This is a genomic window from Paenibacillus sp. SAFN-054 (assembly GCF_051966755.1).
GTDB lineage: Bacteria > Bacillota > Bacilli > Paenibacillales > Paenibacillaceae > Paenibacillus_AQ.
On the sequence record NZ_JBQCKS010000006.1, the window covers coordinates 16915 to 33996 of the forward strand.

Annotated in this window: 11 protein-coding genes; 2 read left to right on the forward strand and 9 right to left on the reverse strand. The window is 54.1% G+C overall.

The annotated features are described in order from the left end of the window. Positions 1–136: 136 nt before the first annotated feature. From htpG to ACTHPM_RS23195, 6 genes are all read right to left on the reverse strand, one after another. Positions 137–2017: a molecular chaperone HtpG gene (gene htpG / locus ACTHPM_RS23170; RefSeq protein WP_440397571.1), complete on the reverse strand. Its 1881-nt coding sequence runs from the start codon at positions 2015–2017 to the stop codon at positions 137–139. A gap of 216 nt (positions 2018–2233) precedes the next feature. Next, complete coding sequence (locus ACTHPM_RS23175; RefSeq protein ID WP_440397570.1) at positions 2234–3289, reverse strand: peptidyl-prolyl cis-trans isomerase; 1056 nt, start codon at positions 3287–3289, stop codon at positions 2234–2236. Between the two features lie 16 nt (positions 3290–3305). Then, positions 3306–5312, reverse strand: a complete 2007-nt coding sequence (locus ACTHPM_RS23180) for a right-handed parallel beta-helix repeat-containing protein (RefSeq protein ID WP_440397569.1) — start codon at positions 5310–5312, stop codon at positions 3306–3308. A 184-nt stretch (positions 5313–5496) separates the two neighbouring features. Then, positions 5497–7137: an extracellular solute-binding protein gene (locus ACTHPM_RS23185; protein WP_440397568.1), complete on the reverse strand. Its 1641-nt coding sequence runs from the start codon at positions 7135–7137 to the stop codon at positions 5497–5499. Between the two features lie 54 nt (positions 7138–7191). Then, a complete protein-coding gene (locus ACTHPM_RS23190) occupies positions 7192–8088 on the reverse strand; it encodes a carbohydrate ABC transporter permease (protein WP_440397567.1) in 897 nt (298 codons plus the stop codon). A 24-nt stretch (positions 8089–8112) separates the two neighbouring features. Beyond that, positions 8113–9060: an ABC transporter permease gene (locus tag ACTHPM_RS23195; protein WP_440397566.1), complete on the reverse strand. Its 948-nt coding sequence runs from the start codon at positions 9058–9060 to the stop codon at positions 8113–8115. A 384-nt stretch (positions 9061–9444) separates the two neighbouring features. Between ACTHPM_RS23195 and ACTHPM_RS23200 the strand changes: the two genes are divergently transcribed. Both ACTHPM_RS23200 and ACTHPM_RS23205 read left to right on the forward strand, forming a co-directional pair. Beyond that, entirely contained in the window at positions 9445–10878 is a 1434-nt protein-coding gene (locus tag ACTHPM_RS23200; protein WP_440397565.1) for a response regulator transcription factor, read from the forward strand. Then, positions 10875–12692 (forward strand): cache domain-containing sensor histidine kinase, encoded by a 1818-nt coding sequence (locus tag ACTHPM_RS23205; protein WP_440397564.1) that lies wholly within the window; start codon positions 10875–10877, stop codon positions 12690–12692. The genes ACTHPM_RS23200 and ACTHPM_RS23205 overlap by 4 nt, the downstream gene beginning before the upstream one ends. Positions 12693–12788: 96 nt before the next feature. Here ACTHPM_RS23205 and ACTHPM_RS23210 read toward each other — a convergent pair whose 3' ends face one another. The 3 genes from ACTHPM_RS23210 to ACTHPM_RS23220 all read right to left on the reverse strand — a co-directional run bounded on the left by ACTHPM_RS23210 (position 12789) and on the right by ACTHPM_RS23220 (position 17072). After that, a complete protein-coding gene (locus ACTHPM_RS23210) occupies positions 12789–14108 on the reverse strand; it encodes a D-arabinono-1,4-lactone oxidase (protein ID WP_440397563.1) in 1320 nt (439 codons plus the stop codon). Beyond that, positions 14096–15289, reverse strand: coding sequence for an amino acid deaminase/aldolase (locus tag ACTHPM_RS23215; protein ID WP_440397562.1), 1194 nt, complete (start codon positions 15287–15289; stop codon positions 14096–14098). Before ACTHPM_RS23215 ends, ACTHPM_RS23210 begins: the two co-directional genes overlap by 13 nt. Before the next feature lie 376 nt (positions 15290–15665). Beyond that, positions 15666–17072: an alpha-L-fucosidase gene (locus ACTHPM_RS23220; protein ID WP_440397561.1), complete on the reverse strand. Its 1407-nt coding sequence runs from the start codon at positions 17070–17072 to the stop codon at positions 15666–15668. Positions 17073–17082 lie beyond the last annotated feature (10 nt).

Here is a 17082-nt window from a genome sequence, read left to right on the forward strand (position 1 = left end):
AAGCAGACAACCTCATTTTGAGGTTGTTGTTCTTGCGGAACAAGGATGGTTAGCCTCGGCTACACTTTCTTATCCTAAAACAAACGCACCCGGCCTTCCGGAAGGCCGGGCTGCGCATCTTTATCTTCTTAATAGACTACACCATGATTTTACAAATGTCATTCGTAAAATCGACAGGATCTTGCAGCGGGAGGCCTTCGATCAGTAGAGCCTGATTATAGAGCAGGCTGGTATACAATCCCAGCTTCTCTTTATCCTGATCAAATGCAGCCTTCAACGATTGGAACACCTCGTGGTGCACGTTGATTTCCAGCACCTTGTCAGCCTGGATGCCTTCGCCGTTCGGCATAGCCTTAAGCACCTTCTCCATCTCGATCGACAGGTCGCCTTCCGCCGTCAGGCATACAGGGTGGGACTTGAGTCGTTTAGAGGCTTTGACGCTCTTCACCTTGCCCGAGAGCAGGCTCGACATCGCTTCGAACAGCTCCTTGTTCTCGGCTGCTTCCTCCTCGGAAGCCGCGTCATCCGCATCCGCTTCAATGCCGAGATCCCCGCTCGATACCGATTTGAATTCCTTTTCCTTATAAGTCATCAGCATCTTGATGGCAAACTCGTCAATATCGTCGGTGAGGTACAGGATTTCATAGCCTTTATCGGCAACCAGTTCGGTTTGCGGCAGCTTCTCGATCCGCTCTACCGATGTGCCGGAAGCATAGTAGATGTACTTTTGGTCCTCCGGCATTCTCGAGACGTACTCGTCGAGGGAAACAAGCTTTTTCTCCTTCGAGGACGTGAACAGCAAAAGATCGGACAGCGTATCCTTATTCGCCCCGTAATCGTTGTAGACGCCGAACTTCAGCTGTCTGCCGAATGCCTTGAAGAACGTTTCGTACTTCTCGCGCTCATCCTTCAGCAGCGATAGCAGCTGGCTCTTGATTTTGCTCTTGATGTTCTTGGCGATCAAGGTCAGCTGGCGGTCATGCTGCAGCATTTCCCGGGAGATATTGAGAGACAAATCTTCCGAATCGACCATACCCTTCACGAAGCTGAAGTAGTCGGGCAGGAGATCGGCGCATTTGTCCATGATCAGCACGCCATTGGAGTACAGCTCCAGGCCTTTTTCATATTCCTTTGTGTAATAATCGAAAGGCGTATTTTCCGGAATGAACAGGATGGCATTGTACACGACGGCACCATCCGCTTTGACGTGCACGTAAGTGAGCGGCTTATCGAAGCCGTAGCGTTTCTCCGCATAGAAGTTCTCGTAGTCCTCCTGCGTCAGCTCGCTCTTGTTTTTGCGCCAGATCGGCACCATGCTGTTCACGGTTTGCTCTTCCTTGTACTCCTCGAACTCGCCATCCTCGCCTTCCTTCTGGCGGTGTCCGGTTACTTCCATTTTGATCGGATAGCGGATAAAGTCGGAGTATTTCTTAATGATGCTGCGGAGACGATACTCCTCAAGGTAAGCATCGTACTGGTCATCCTCGGTATTCTCTTTGATCTTGAGCGTGATTTCCGTTCCGACCGCATCCTTCTCGCAAGGCTCGATGGTGTAACCCTCCGTGCCCTCGGATTCCCAGCGGTAGGCTTGGTCGCTGCCAAGCGCCTTACTGATGACCGTCACCTGATCGGCAACCATGAACGCGGAATAGAATCCGACTCCGAACTGCCCGATGATGTTATGTCCGTCCTTGGCTTCGTTCTCGGTTTTGAAAGCGAGCGATCCGCTCTTCGCGATAATGCCCAGGTTATTCTCCAGGTCCTCCTGCGTCATGCCGATGCCGGTATCCGTAATCGTTAACGTACGGTTCGTTTTGTCGGCCGTGATGCGAATATAGTAATCGTCCTTATTGAAGACTAGCTGATCATCCGTCAGTGCCTTATAGTAAATTTTGTCGATGGCATCGCTGGCGTTGGAGATCAATTCCCGCAGAAAAATTTCCTTCTGGGTGTAGATGGAATTAATCATCATTTCCAGCAATCGTTTAGATTCGGCTTTAAACTCCTTTTTAATCATGAGTCGGGCTCCTTTCAATTCAAACGATTCGTTAGCACTCTATCATCCTGAGTGCTAATTCTTCCTTTTATATATCATATCTTGATTTTGGAAGTCAATATGTAAGGGGTTAACACAGGAACAAGCGATATGAAAAATACAGCACAAGAGGACCCCTCCGCATTCAACAGAAAGGGTCCTCTTGTGTTTAGACCATCCGCTTCCTAATCGGAAGACTTAATCCCTGATCTCCAGCTTTTCGAACTCGTCCTCGTTCAGCTCCACCTTCGCCTGCCGGATCTGCGCCTCCAGCCAGGCTTCATACTTATGCTCAAGCAGTCTGCTTCTTATATCTGCCTCGACCTGCGGCAGCGGGACATATCCGCCGCCGCTCCGTTCCAGGCATTCCAGTATGGCATAGCCTTCCGCCACGGGAACAACACCGCTCCGCTCTCCCGGCTGAAGGTGCTGCGCCGCCGTCAGCAGCTCCGGCTCATACCGCGAGTCATCCCGAAGCGACCGTTCGTCGAATACCTGCTCGGACAACTTCATGCCATGATCCGCGGATATGCCGTCCGCTCTCAGGCTGCTCAGACTCTTGCCCTGCCGAGCAGCCAGCTCCGCCTGCTGCAGGGAGGACGCGGTACGCCCGGACACCAGCAGCTTGATCACGCGGACCGTCGGTGCGGCTTGATAGAGCTCATCCCGATTCTCCCTGTAATAAGCATCGATCTCGCTTGGCGCCGGCGACAGCTCCCCAGATGCGAGCCGCTCCAGCAGGCCGGTCCGCAGGCGGCTGAATGCATATTGTTCGTACTCTTCCACGCCATACTGCTCCGGGCCATAAATGACCCGGCCTGCCCGAACGTCAGCCTCCCTTCTCCGGTTCTCCTCCTCGCGTTCCAGCATCAGCGCTTCGTACGATATATTATCCGTCAGCCCCTCCCGCTTGGCGGCAATCTGCTGAACCTTGGTTCGTACAAGCTGATCCATGGCCCGCTGCCGGAGCTCCTCAAGCGGAGTCTGACCCTCATAACTACGACGCCAAAAACTCGCATCATACGCAGCTCCGTATCGGGTCTGAAAATACCCGATCGTATCAAGCCGTTCGCGGGACATGAAGGATTCAAATTCCTCTGCCGTAACTTCTTCTCCATTCACCGTCATTACGGGACCGTTCGCTGTCTCACCGTCCCTGGCAAAGGCGTATCCGGCTGCGGCCGCAGCCAGGAGGCAGCAAGACGACAGGAGGATCCCAAGCTGTTTCCACCGCTTTACCGGGATGATTCGCATCGCGATTTTCAACTCCTTATGGCGTAGTAACGGCGTATACTTCGGCCTCCACGACATGATTCCAAGCGTTGGCCGTGCTGCCATTAGACCAGAACCGCACATACCTGGCCTGCACGGGAGCAAACGAAATTTCTTTGCCCGCGGCCGTTTCCGCATACTCGGCATCCGTGCCTGCGCCAAGCCCCGCGCTGTTATTGGCATCGTTGTTGAACACCGTCGTCACGCCGCTTGTGAAATCCGGCGTCGTAGACAGCTGTACGACAACGTCCCGGTATGTTCTGCCGTCGAAATAATGCCACAGCTTGATCCGGCTGACCGGAACGGAAGCCCCGAGATCCATCTTCATCCACTGCAGGCCGCTGTCGAGTCCCGCATACTGCTCCTTGTTTCCAGCCTGTCCGTCCGTTACACGCTCCGGATTATTAACGAAGCTGCCGGACGTCACCGTTTTGCCCAAGGCTACGTTCACTGGTGTAGATACAGAACCTTGATGCTCATAGGCTCCCCGGTCGGGAGTACCCACGTACAGCGGATTGCCCCAGAAGTCCTTGCCGCCGTTACCTGCGATGCTGACACCGCTGTTGATCGCCGGCGATGTGCTCTGCAGCTGATAGCCGGCCACCGTGTTTCGGCCATTGCCGCCCGTACCCGGGTTCACGAATTTCGGGTCGGACGTGATCAGGCTCGGATCGCTCGGCAGTGAAGCGTAATTGCCATACACGACGTTATTGCTGTATGTGTAACCGGCCCCCCAGCCGCCGGTCGCTGCCGTGCCCTGGTTGTAGAAGATGTTGTTCTTGAAGGCTGCCGTGCCGCTGCTCGTATTGAACACCTTGGCCGACACCCCGCTGCCGGTATAAAAGACATTGTTGTAAATGCTGGCGTTTACGGGATTCGTCGCCGTGATCAGGAAATTCCGGTCGTTCTGGCTGATGTTGTAGCGGAACACGGCATCCCGCGAATATTCCGTGCCATAGCTGATGAACAGCATGCTGCCGCCTTCGTTGTCATGGCTGTAGTTGTACTGGAACACGGTCCGGTTCGTTCTCGCGTCCGCATCCCACGGCATACCGTCGCGCGTCGATTTGCCGTTCATTCCTTCGTTGTATTGGAAAACGGCATCGTCCGTCGAATAGGCCCACAGCCCGGCGTTATAGCTGACGTTGTAATTGCGTTTATTGAAACCGTCGATCGTGTTGTACTCAACGAGCGGCGACTGCAGCCCCTGAGCCACCAGTCCGTCTCCGCCGATGTTCGAGAAGTAGTTGTTCCGTACCACGACGTTCGTGCTGCCTGTCCATGGCCCGGCGCCTCCCGTCTCTCCCTGGCGGTTCGACCAGGAGCTCCAGGTGAGCGTGATGCCTTCCCGGTCCAAATCGCGGATGGTGTTGTTCTCAATCCGGATGTCGTTAAACTTGGTTACCGTCGTGCCGCCCGTAATGGAGAAAAAGATGCCTCCCGTATCTTTGGCCGTGTTGTTGTTCGTATGTGTAATGTTGGGCCACACGTCATGGATGACGAGGTTGTTGAAATAAAGGTGGTTTACGGTCCCGTAATCGCTGGCGTGAACGTAAATGCCGCGGCGTGTAAAGGAATCCGTATAATTGGCTGAAATGTCCAGATTGCTGATCTCCCAGTACTCCTGATTATCCAGGCGCAGCGTCTGGTTCGCGGTCTGGCTGCCGGTAAATGCCGGCTTGCTGCCCGTTCCGTACATATCGATCTTGATGGGACTTCCGCTGGTTCCCGATCCCTTCGGCCACAGTTCCCCGCTCCATACGCCCCCTGCCTTGAACAAAATGCGGTCTCCCGGCTGGAACGTGGTGCTGTTCACCTTGGCTACCGTTTTCCACGGAGCCGATTCGCTGAGCCCGCTGTTGGCGTCATTGCCGCCCACGGCATCGACGTAATACGCCTTGTTGTCCGCGTGTACCACGGCTTTGCCTCCCGGCAGGCTCAGGGATAACAGCAGCAGCCCCACCACCAGCGTCGACAATACCTTCGCCAGATGTTTTTTCCTCAATTGCATTCCCTCCTCGTTTGGATAAAAGAGTACGTCCGGTGCGGACGCCTTCGGCATATGGAAAGGGCGCCCCTCTTCCGACTCTGGATCAATGGTTCCGTGGGGAACATTTCCAACTCGTCTAAAGGGGCGCCCGGTGCCGCGATTAAGGCTGCGTTTAATGGCTTGGCTGTGTCTTTTGTCGTTATTCGATGCCCTGTTCCTTCGCCTTGGCGTTGACCTCTTCGATCATTTTATCGAGGCCCTTCGCCTTGTAGTTATTCAGGATGCTTTCCCAAGCCTTATCGACTGGGTCCTTGCTCAGCATAACGTTGAGCAGGTCGTCATGGTCGAGCACACTGAATTTATCTTTTGTTGGCGTGGACATATAGGTCAGTCGGATATCGTAATCCGGCACCTTGGAGTTTTTGATGCTCCAATCGACAAAGTCGACTGCCTCCTGGCGGATCGCCTTGTTCGCGATCGTCGGATTGTTGATGTCGTAAGCGTTCGACGTATTGTACGTCACCAGATTCATCATGAAGCCTTTTGCCGGATATTTCTCGTTTAAGGAAGTATCGTGAAGCGGTACTTTCTTGTCGCCTTCCACTTTGTAATCCACGTCCTTGATGCCGTAGGTCAGCAGATCATTGCCTTCCGGAGACAGGATGTAGTCATAAAGACGAAGAATGCGGTCCAGCTTTTTGTCATCAATTTTGGCGTTGAAATAGCTTTCGGACCAATAAGTTTTGAATACAGGATGATAACGGTTGCCGTCCGGCCCCACCATCGGCTTCAATACTTTAATGCTTTGTGTAAAATCAGCGTTCGGATAGGCGTTTTTCCAACGTTTTTCATAGATGTTCTGATCGATGCCCAGGAATCCGCCGCCCGCCAGAAGTGCAGCAGACTTACCCGAAACAAATTTATCGTACGCTGTGTCCGGCTTCGTGAGTGCGATGTCCGGATCGACGAGTTTATGTTCAAACATGTCTCTCATATTTTGCAGGGCAGGGAGCGCATTTTTGGAGAATACGGCTGGCACGAACTTGCCGTCTTCTTTGATCCACTTGAAATCGCTGCCGCTTCCGTCGCTCGTCGCTGCCGCGTTGCCATACAGCCAGAAGAAACCGCCGAGCATTTTGGTCGTGGAGGATGTCAGGCCTGTTACGTTCTTGCCTTCCGGATCCTTGTCCACGATAGCCTGCATCATGGCTTTGAATTCATCCCAGGATTCCGGTTCTTTGGTAATCCCGGCCTTCTGCGCCAAATCCCAACGGTACAGGACGACCCGGTCAAGCACGCTCCAATCCACGGTCGGGAACATCCGCCGCGGGATGTTGTAAAACTTGCCGTTTTCGCTGAGGCCCTTCACGTCCGGCGTTTCGAAGTACTCGGCCAGGTTCGGGTATTTGCTCATATCCTCCGGCAGCGCCTTCACGATGCCCTGATTGACCCAGTTGCGGTAATACTGCGTACCGATGGCATCCGTCGCGAAAACATCCGGGAGCTGGCCGGAGGCTGCCCACATCTGATATTTCTGCACATAGTCATCCCATGTCACGTTGACGGGCTTGATCGTAATGTTGAACTTTTTCATTAAGTCCTGAAAAATTTGGTCCTTCCCCCACTTTTCGGCCACATCGTCGACATCCCAGAATGCCACCGAAATGTCCAGATGCTCCTTGAACGGATCGTCATCCGATGCCGCCGTGCTGCTCTTGCCGTCGGTCGTAGTGCCGGTATTGCCTTCACTTGCATTGTCTTTGCTGCCGCAAGCTGCGAACAGTGTCGCCATCATGGCGAGCGTCATCAGCAGGATGCTGAACTTGCGTGTTTTTTTCATGCCAAACCCTCCTCTTTGTATTTGGATGAAGCGGTGACTGTATGTGTTGGTGCTTTATTCTTTAATGGAGCCGACCAGAATGCCTTTGGCGAAATGCTTTTGCAGGAACGGATACACCAGCATGATCGGAAGACAAGAGACGATAATGGTCGCCATTTGCAGGCTCGGGGTGTATATCTTCGCGGTAGCCGTCTGCTCCGCCTGCGTCATCGCCATACTGTTCAGCGAAGAGTTCGAGGTGATCAGCACCTCCCGCAAATAGATCTGCAGCGGCGCCTTAGCGGAATCGCTGATGAAGATGAGCGCATGCCACCATTCATTCCACCGTTCCACCGCATAGAACAAGGCGAAGGTCGCCATGAACGGCGCGGAAATCGGGATGATGATCTTGAGCAGAATCGTGATATCATTGGCCCCGTCCAGCTTCGCGGATTCCTCCAGGCCTTCGGGAATCGTATTGAAATAGTTTTTCATGATAATCAAATACAGGGTATTGATGCCTGCCGGAATGATCATGACAAGAATGTTGTTGACGAGCCCAAGGTTTTTCACGATCAGGTAAAAAGGAATGAGCCCCCCGTTGAAAAACATGGTGATGAGGATCATCGTCAAGAACAGATTGCGGCCCGGCATGCCTTTTTTGGACAACGCATACGCTCCTGCGACGGAGACTACCATGCTGAATGCCACTCCCGCCGCGGTAACAAGAGCCGTTACGCCGAAGGCGTTCCAGAACTTCCCGTCCCCGAAAATCAGCTTGTACGCTGAAAAATCGAAGGAGAGCGGAAGCCAGTACAAATTCGACTTGCTGATCACGTCGAAACGGGCGACGGAAATGATAAGTACATTATAAAACGGATAGAACGTGATGATCGCCAGAATGCCGAGGATGATGTACACTGCCACATCGTAGGCACTGATTTTCTTTTTCGGAGCCAAGGCGTGATCCATTTGAGAAAAGTCCCCCTTTGCGCGTTAGTACAATCCCTGCTCGCCCATTTTTTTCACGGTCATGTTGGCCACAACGAGCAGCACCAAACTGATTGCGGATTTGATTAATCCGACGGCCGTCATATAGCCGAAATCGGCGCCGACCGTAAACGTGGTGCGGTAAACATACGTGTCGATGGTGTCTGCGACGGAATATACCGGCGAGCTGTACAGGTTGAAAATCTGTTCGAAGCTCGAGCCCAGGCTGAGCAGGTTGCCGATCGTCAGGATGAAGAGAATCGCCACCGTGCTCTTGATGCCCGGCCAGGCAATATACCGCAAACGCTGCAGGCGGCTGGCCCCGTCCATTTCGGCGGCTTCGTACAGCTCCGGATTGATACCGGTGAGTGCCGCCATATAGATGATGGAATCCCACCCGATCTCCTTCCACACATGACTCAGGTAGATCATCGGCCGAAAGCCGTTCACGCTCACAAGCGGTGAGGAGGCATCGAAGCCTAGCAGCGTCATCAGCTGGATGTAAACACCGTCGTTACTAAAAATGTTGGTCAATATTCCCGCCAGTACGACCCATGATATAAAATGGGGGAAGGTAAACAGCGTCTGAAAAAACTTTCTCGCCTTCGTCCGCGAAAATTCGTTCATGACCATCGCCAGGATGATCGGAAGCGGAAAGTGGATTACCAGCTTCGACAAACTGATAATGACCGTATTCTTGAATGCGCTCCAGAATTCCGGGTCATGGGATATGTCGCGAAAATGCTGAAGGCCAACCCAAGGACTGCCGAGGATGCCTTTACTGAAATCAAAGGTTTTGAAGGAAAGCGTGATCCCGTACATGGGCAGATAGCTGAAAAGAATGTACCAGACGAGGACTGGCAGAACCATTAAATAATGGTACTTGTACTGCCGCATCGTGCTCAGGAGTCCGCCTTTCGAAGAACGGCCGCCTGCTTCACTGCTTCGTTTCATCTCGTTTCGCCGCCTTTCGTGAGGATTGAATTTAGCCATGTGCCGGTGGCAGTCAACCGTTTTCATTTATGTGTATGCGCTTGCAATCTGTTGATCCGTACCCTGCTCCTTCCGGCCGCTTGCTTATGTCCATTATATTCAGCGGCAGAATAGCCGCATATAGACATAATTCCGCAAACATGTGGACTCCGCTTCCCATGTAACGGCATGTGCGGAGTCGAATCTGAGTTTTGTATATATTTTTCGTAAAAATCTCTATAGCTGCATGCTTCACCTTCGGTTTACCAAATTATGAAAGTCATGTATCCTGACGATAGAGCCATGAATGCGCTTTCCTTTTTGACTCAGGATGTCACGTTTCTAACCATTCAAGGGGGGAAGATGATGTATACAGCATTGATTGTGGATGATGAAAAATGGATCGTCGAGGGCATTAAATCCGGCGTTCACTGGAACGCCCGCGGATTTGAAGTCATCGGCGACGCGGATAACGGACAAGACGCGCTCGACCTTGTGAAGAAGCACCGGCCCGATGTCGTGCTGACGGATATCAAGATGCCCGTGCTGAACGGACTGGAGCTGATCAAACGCGGGAAGGAAGCTTCGCCCGAGACCCTCTTCGTCGTGCTCAGCGCTCATGCGGAATTCGCTTACGCCCAAAAGGCGCTTAACTACGGAACCTTCGGCTATTGCCTCAAGCCCTTCGAGATCGAAGAGATCGACAGCATGCTCGGAAGGCTCGCCGAGGTGCTGGGATCCCGACACAAGGAGACGGGACCTGCTCGGAGCCCGGATCTATACGAGGCGATCTGCTCCGGAGACATGGAGCTTACGGGGCAGGTGCTGCAGCAGTCCGGCATGACGGCAGGCCCCGGTCAGCAGCTGCTGCCGATCGTAGTCCAAAGCGCCAAGCCTGCCGTGCTGCAGCAGAGCATCAAGCATCTCAGCTTTCAGATGAGTCCGCGCCGCGCCGGATATCTCGTCCACGAGGAGTCAGCCGGGGAGCTTCTGCAGGATATCAGCGGGGCGCATGACGGCACGATGTACAGCATCGGCACCGGTTTTTCCATCTCTGGCCTCACGGAGCTGAATGCCTCGCTGGAGGCGGCTTCACTCGCCTCTTACGGCACGTTCACGACAGGCAAACCGGGCATATTCAGCCCGCCGCCGCAGACCAACCCTGTATTGGAAGAGATGCTGAAGAGCATTTCCGACGCGCTCGCCCGCAAAGACCGGGTTCAATTCCTCTCCTGCATGAATGCGGCAAAAAAACACTTCAGCGACGGCCGGTTCAGCATGAAGGATGCTTACCTGATCTTCACGGCGCTGATCTATCATTTTTTCCGGGCAGGCGTGCCCGGCAGCGGAAGAATGTTCGAAGGGTATGAGGAGCTGTCTTATCATTTCGGACATGCCGGAGCCATGATCGATTATTTGGTGGAGCATACGCTCCATGATCTGGAGAGCCAGGCGGGTCCCGTTCGCCCTGACATTTCCCATAAAACGATCCGCGAAATCGTGAAGTATATCCATGACCATTTTACCGATGACCTGTCGATCCAAGGCATGTCGGAGAAATTTTTCTTAAGTCCGAATTACTTATGCCACCTGTTCAAAAAGGAGGTCGGGGAAAACTTTATCGAATACGTCTCCAACCAGCGGATCGCGTATGCCTGCAAGCTGCTCACGGAAACGGGCGATCCGATCAAGCAAATCGGCGATCGATGCGGCTTCAACGACTACTTCTACTTCACCCGGATCTTCAAGCGCATTACCAATATGACCCCGACCCAATACCGGGAGAAGCACAGCCGATGAGTTTTTTCAGAAAGCTGTCCATCCGTTATCAATTCATCGTCATCGGTCTGGTCATCATCGCAATCATTCCCGTCGTCGTGCTCGGGGTCTATCGTCAGTCCAGCAAATTCATTATCGAGCAGAACACGCAGTATAATGAAGAGCTGATTTCCATGATGAAGCAGCGGATTTCCTCGAATTATGCCAATATTTCCGAGCTGATGATCAACCTCGGATACGATGCCACGGTTCAGAATCTGCTTGCTGAAAGCGACAATTTGCGGATCTACGAGCTGTCTAAAAAGGTCCAGGGGCTGATGAGCGTCATTAAAAGCACGTATCCCAACATTATCGACATCGCCATCGTCAGTAATCACGGCAAGCTGATCTCCATGAAGGGCGGCATCCGTCAAACGGATGCGGTCGGTGCCGGGATCGGCAGTGACGGAACCGTGCATTATGCCGGGTTCGTGCCGGGAGACATGGTCAATGAGCGGGATCACTTTCTGTTCGGCATGAATATCTTCTCTTCCGGAAGCAAAATCGCTTATGGCGAAAAAGCCGGTTTTATCGTACTGGCACTGGATGTGCAGGACATCAATAAGGAATTTCAGAAGTTCCCCCGCCTCGCCGGGACAAGCTTCTACCTGTACGATGCGCAGGAACTCGTCTACTCCAATACCGAGCCGGGGGCCAAGCAGCAGGAAGAAATACGCGCCGTACTGCGCAGCGGTAAGCCATCCGAACCCGTCAAGACGATAAAAAGCAGCCGGTATATCATTCAAGTCCATGCGCTTCCGGAAATCCGGGGCAAAATCGTCACCGTGACGCCAATCAGCATCCTGATGAAGGGACTCGACCGGTTAAAGCGGACCAGCTATACGTTAGCCGCCGTGATGCTGCTGCTCATCTTCTTTCTCTACAGCATCATGAAAATGAACGTGCTCAAGCCGCTGTCCCTGCTGATGTCTTTCATGAAGAGGCTGAAGACGCAAAATCTCGATGCGCTGCATTCCCGCGTTCACCTTCAGGGATACGCCGAAATCGAAGTCATATCCAATGAGTTCAATACGATGCTGGAACGCATTCACGGCCTGACCCATCAGCTGATCGAGACCAATTCGGAGCTGTATGAATCAGAGCTGGAGAAGCAGCGTATCGAATTCGCCTATCTGCAGAGCCAGATCAACCCGCACTTTCTGAGCAATACGCTCGACACGATCAAGGGCATCGCGATCGTCGAGGGCAGCAAGGCAACGTACGAGATGGCCGGGGCCCTCAGCCGCATGCTTCGTTACAGCATCAAGGGCGGCGACGAGGTACCGCTTGGGGAAGAGCTGCAGATCGTCAGCAGTTATATGAAAATCCATCAGCTTCGCTTCTCCGGCCGCATCCAGTACGAGCAGGACTGCCCGGAAGAGCTGCAGGGGCTGGCGGTTCCGAAAATGATCCTGCAGCCGATCGTGGAGAACGCCATCAATCATGGCCTGGAGAGCATCGGCAAAGGGGGCGTGATTCGGGTCGAGGCACGGCAGAACGATGCCGGAGAACTCGGCATTATGATTTCGGATAACGGCATCGGCATCCGACCGGAGCGCCTGACGAAGCTCCGCCAGATCCTGCAGTCGGAGGATGCGCTGCTGAGCGAGCATATCGGCCTTCGCAACGTCCACAACCGGATCCGTTTGAAATACGGGGAGCCCTATGGCATTACGCTCGCAAGCGAGCCTGGACAAGGAACGAAGGTCCATATCCGCCTGCCTGCCAAGCCGGTGAGAGTTCCGGAGATGCTCCTCGGCCCGGCTGCGGACGCCCGCCAGGATTTCAAGCAGTAGCATCGGCCCCTTCACCATCTCGTGTAAACGATTGTCACAATAAGAGCCGCCCCAGATCACATGACCCAGGGCGGCTCTTTGGTTAAGCACTTATAGCTATTTCACATCAAACAGTTTGCGCAAATAATCATTCTGAAAAATACCTGCCGGGTCCAGCTGCTCCCTGACTTCACGGAAAGCCTCCCACTGCGGATACAGTCCTGACAGCTCCGCTGCGGTCCGCGTGTGCATTTTGCCCCAATGCGGCCGGCCTCCATGGCGGCGGAAAATGGCCTCGATATCCCGGAAATACACTTGATGCTCCATGCCCTTGTACATATGTACCGCGATATAGGCAGAGTCGCGTCCATACGCCGGGCTCAGCCAGATATCGTCGCCCTTGACATAACGGCATTCCACCGGAAAATGCACCGCATGGCTTTGCGCCGCGACGCTGGCCCGGATCTCGCTGACGACCTCCTCCATGCTGCCGGCAGGCACGCTGTATTCCATTTCATTGAACCGGACCAGACGCTGCGTGGTAAACAGCTGGTGGCTGTACGCCACGTCCTTGCCCGTCGGGACAAACCGCGCCGATAAGCGGCTGACCGGCTTGCACAGCCCCGGAAAGGCACGGCATCCTGCCGACATGAGCCCGAACAAGCCGTTTTCCATCACCATTTGATTCATATGAGTCCAGAAGCGGCCGCCTCCCTCCGGCTTTTCGTCCGTCCCATCCAGCCGTTTGACCTGCACGGTATCCGTATGGGGGAACCAGAAAAACTCGAAGTGGTCATGGTTGTCGCGGAATTCGGCTAAACGCCGGAAGCATTCGTCGATCGTGAAGCGTTCGCTTCTGTAATGCAGCACCGTCAACGGCACGACGCGGATCTTGACCTTCACGATGATGCCCAGCATGCCGAGGGAAACCTGAAGCGCCTTGAACAGGTCGCGGTTCTGTTCCTCGCTGCAGGTCAGCAGCTCGCCTGACGCCGTCACAACCTGAACCTCCAGCAGCTGGGTGGATAAGGAGCCGAACCGGATTCCCGTGCCGTGCGTACCGGTTCCGATGGCGCCGCCGATGGACTGGGTATCGATATCGCCCAGATTCTCCTGCGCCCAGCCCTGCCGGTGCAAATCCTCGCTCAAATCCTTCAACCTCGTTCCGGCCCAGATCCAGACGCTGCGCGTTGCTTCATCCACTGGCTCGACGCCGGCCAGATGGTCGAGCGACACCAGCACATCCTGCGTCTGCACGAGCGGCGTGAAGGAGTGCCCCGCTCCGATCACCCGGATGCCCTTGCCATCCCTCGCGCAGGACTGCACCAGAGAAGCAACCTCATCCACGGTCGAAGGATAGGCGATATGCCGTGGCGTGCTGCGGACGATTCCCGACCAATTTTTCCATACCTTCCGATTTTCATTCAGAGAAAGCATTGTCCGTCCCCCCGGTACGTTGAGATTAGTTCCGTGATTTCGCCCTCCGAAACGCCATACAGCCCGTTAAACCTCTCGCATATTTCTCCTGCCTTCGCATGCCGGAAAAAGACCGGATCTCCCAGTTCGAGCCGCTCCTCCCCTTTGTATAAGACGGGTGTCTGCACTTCCCCCGCTCCTTCCAGCGGCAGCAGCGCAGCGCCTTGCGGCAGGTACGGCTTCGGCAGCTTATCCTTGCCTGCAGCTCCCGAGGCCACATAACCTCCGCCAAGGCAGGTGTAGAGATGCTCCGCCGGCCTGCGCACGATCTCTACCGCATAACCCGCCGCCGGCTGGTACCTGAAGTCCTTGTAGTAATCGAACAATCCCGGCGAAAAGAACCCTGAGCCGACGGTCACCTCGGTCACCGCCTCCTCCAGCGTCGTCGTATGCAGGCTGCCGGTGCCGCCGCCGTTCACGAACCGCAGGGGCGCGCCCAGCGCGTCCTCGATCATCGCGACGAGCTCGGCCCGCTTCGCAAGAATTTGCTTGACCGAACGCTGCTTCAGCTTGCGTACCAGCGCATTCTTGGCGGCCATGCCCGGCGCCTGGTCCCCGACGCCGGCGATCTGCGCTTCGTATCCCATCACGCCATCCATCAAGACGCCGCCGGAAGACAAAATTCGGGCTACAACCGGCCTCGCATCCTCTATCGTGCGGATCGGTGATCGCCAGACGCCAAAATGAAGCCCCGGAACGTCCATCGACATATCCATGTCGAGACAGACCGGAAACCGGACGCCGCAGCGCTCCGCAATCCGTTCGATATGTTCGATGTGCGGGATGGAATCCGCCATTAACGTGATGGATTTGCCCTGGCGGATCAGCTCGGCCAGCCCCGATAAGGCCGCAGGCTCCCACACCGGATACCCCATGACGATATCGTCCAGGCCCTGCTTAACTAAATAAACGGCCTCCTGCGGGGAATAGCACATCAAGCCGCAAAAAACCGGGCTTTGATGCAGAATTCTCTTGATCAGGGCGACGCTGCGAACCGACTTGGTCGCGATGCGGATGTTCTTGGCCCCCGCCCGGGAGATGATTTGCCCGACGTTCGCATCCAAAAGATCCAGGTCCACGAACCCGAACGGCTTGGGCTTGCTTTCGAATATCTTTTTATAGTAGGAATAATCCCTCTGCATCTTCTCCCCCCTTGTGTTAACATGCATAGGATTAGCCAAGAAAGCGCTATCATAACGAAGTGGACCTATGCTGGGCTTTAGCGGTGAATCCGTCTTTTTCATGAACAGGAATGAATACTGGCAGGATGCTAAGAAAGCGGAAAATCATGCTGAATATGAAGCGAAGTGGTTTACAACGGCTGAGGTGCATCGATGCGCGCAAGCCTTGGAAGCGGAATGCCGGAGTGAATTATCCTTATTTTAGACGAAAAATTTTTGGAGGGCAATGGCTGATATGTAAATACGATACCTCTGCAAAAGAAAATAAAAACCCACCTCAAGCGGTTTTGCCGCAAGAGGCGGGTTGCCAGGATTTTATCCTGCTATCTTACCTGTTTCATTCCCGTTCATTGGATGCATGGCCGCAATCGATGCGGAACACATCGGCATACGGTGCAGCATGCGAAGTTCTGGATAACACTTGGATCCGGATACGGCCATCCTTCCCCACTTCTGCCGCAACCTCAGCGTCATCGCTTAACAGCGAAACGGCTCTTACCGCTCCAAAATCCGGAAGCATAAATTCACTACGGACCTCGGCCGAATCATCATATAAGTAAAAGGCATATATCGTATGTTCCTTCCTGGTAAAGGCCCAGCCGTCCTTAAAATAGGGCGCGCACGCACGTGTCCCGTATACGGCTTCCCCGTTACGCTTCAGGAATGCGCCCAGACCACGCAATGCCTCCATCCCTCTGCGGGGAAGCCTTCCGTCCGGCTGCGGCGCAATGTTCAAGGCCAAATTACCGCCTTTGGCTATGATATTAACGAGGAGATGAACCAATTGCCTAGGTGACTTGAATTCGTCGTCGTAATTGAACGAGAACCGGTTGCCGATCGTGACGCAGCTCTCCCAAGGAACCGGGATCGGCTCTTCCGGAACGGTCTGCTCTGGCGTAATGAAGTTTTCATACGGCCCTCCGACGGTTCGGTCAACCGCCATCAGGTGCGGCTGCGAGGTCTCGCGGATCCGCTCGACGATTTCACCGATTCTGACATCCTGACCCTTATGATCCGGACGGACCCATCCGCCGTCCAGCCATAACGCTTCAATGCGTCCATAATTCGTAAGAATCTCGGTAATTTGACGATGCGTGAACTGCACAAACTTCTCCCATAAGTCGGGATGCTGCGCTACGTCGTAGTTTACATTGCGCTGCGTCCTGCCATCTCCCGCTGAAGCAAATTCAGGAGACCAATAGTAGGGAGTGCTCCAGTCGGGCTTGGAAAAGTATGCATGCACATCCATCCCCCGGTTCCTGAATGCATCAAACAAATGTCGGCAAATGTCTGCATAGCGATGCTTGCTGAACGGATGATCGGGATTCGTAATTCTGTAATCTGTCGTCTCCGTATCCCACATACAGAATCCGTCATGGTGCTTGGTCGTGAATATCAAGTATTGAAAGCCGCAGTCCTTTGCCAAATCTGCCCACGCATCCGGCTGGAACCGGACGGGATTGAAGGTCTTTCCCAATTCCCTATACTGCTCCCTGAATTCCTGCATATCGTCGGTCCAGTCCACATCTTTCTTGGACCAAGCCGCACTATCGTCCGACATGCACCAGGACTCGTAAATGCCCAATTGGCTTGCCGGAGACCAATGCATCATGAGCCCAAGCTTATGGTCTTGAAATTTGCTCAAGGACTTCCGTACTTCCGGTTTCTCCGGCCAAATATATCGGTCCGCTTCCGTATAATGATGCACTCCGTTATTCAAAGCGCCTTTTTTGGTTCCAACCATGCTGCTGCTC

Excerpts from the sequence above, each read along its gene's own strand:
- htpG (WP_440397571.1), bottom strand. The coding sequence starts at position 2,017 with ATGATTAAAAAGGAGTTTAAAGCCGAATCTAAACGATTGCTGGAAATG.
- ACTHPM_RS23175 (WP_440397570.1), bottom strand. The coding sequence starts at position 3,289 with ATGCGAATCATCCCGGTAAAGCGGTGGAAACAGCTTGGGATCCTCCTG.
- ACTHPM_RS23185 (WP_440397568.1), bottom strand. The coding sequence starts at position 7,137 with ATGAAAAAAACACGCAAGTTCAGCATCCTGCTGATGACGCTCGCCATG.
- ACTHPM_RS23190 (WP_440397567.1), bottom strand. The coding sequence starts at position 8,088 with ATGGATCACGCCTTGGCTCCGAAAAAGAAAATCAGTGCCTACGATGTG.
- ACTHPM_RS23195 (WP_440397566.1), bottom strand. The coding sequence starts at position 9,060 with ATGAAACGAAGCAGTGAAGCAGGCGGCCGTTCTTCGAAAGGCGGACTC.
- ACTHPM_RS23200 (WP_440397565.1), top strand. The coding sequence starts at position 9,445 with ATGTATACAGCATTGATTGTGGATGATGAAAAATGGATCGTCGAGGGC.
- ACTHPM_RS23205 (WP_440397564.1), top strand. The coding sequence starts at position 10,875 with ATGAGTTTTTTCAGAAAGCTGTCCATCCGTTATCAATTCATCGTCATC.
- ACTHPM_RS23210 (WP_440397563.1), bottom strand. The coding sequence starts at position 14,108 with ATGCTTTCTCTGAATGAAAATCGGAAGGTATGGAAAAATTGGTCGGGA.
- ACTHPM_RS23215 (WP_440397562.1), bottom strand. The coding sequence starts at position 15,289 with ATGCAGAGGGATTATTCCTACTATAAAAAGATATTCGAAAGCAAGCCC.
- ACTHPM_RS23220 (WP_440397561.1), bottom strand. The coding sequence starts at position 17,072 with ATGGTTGGAACCAAAAAAGGCGCTTTGAATAACGGAGTGCATCATTAT.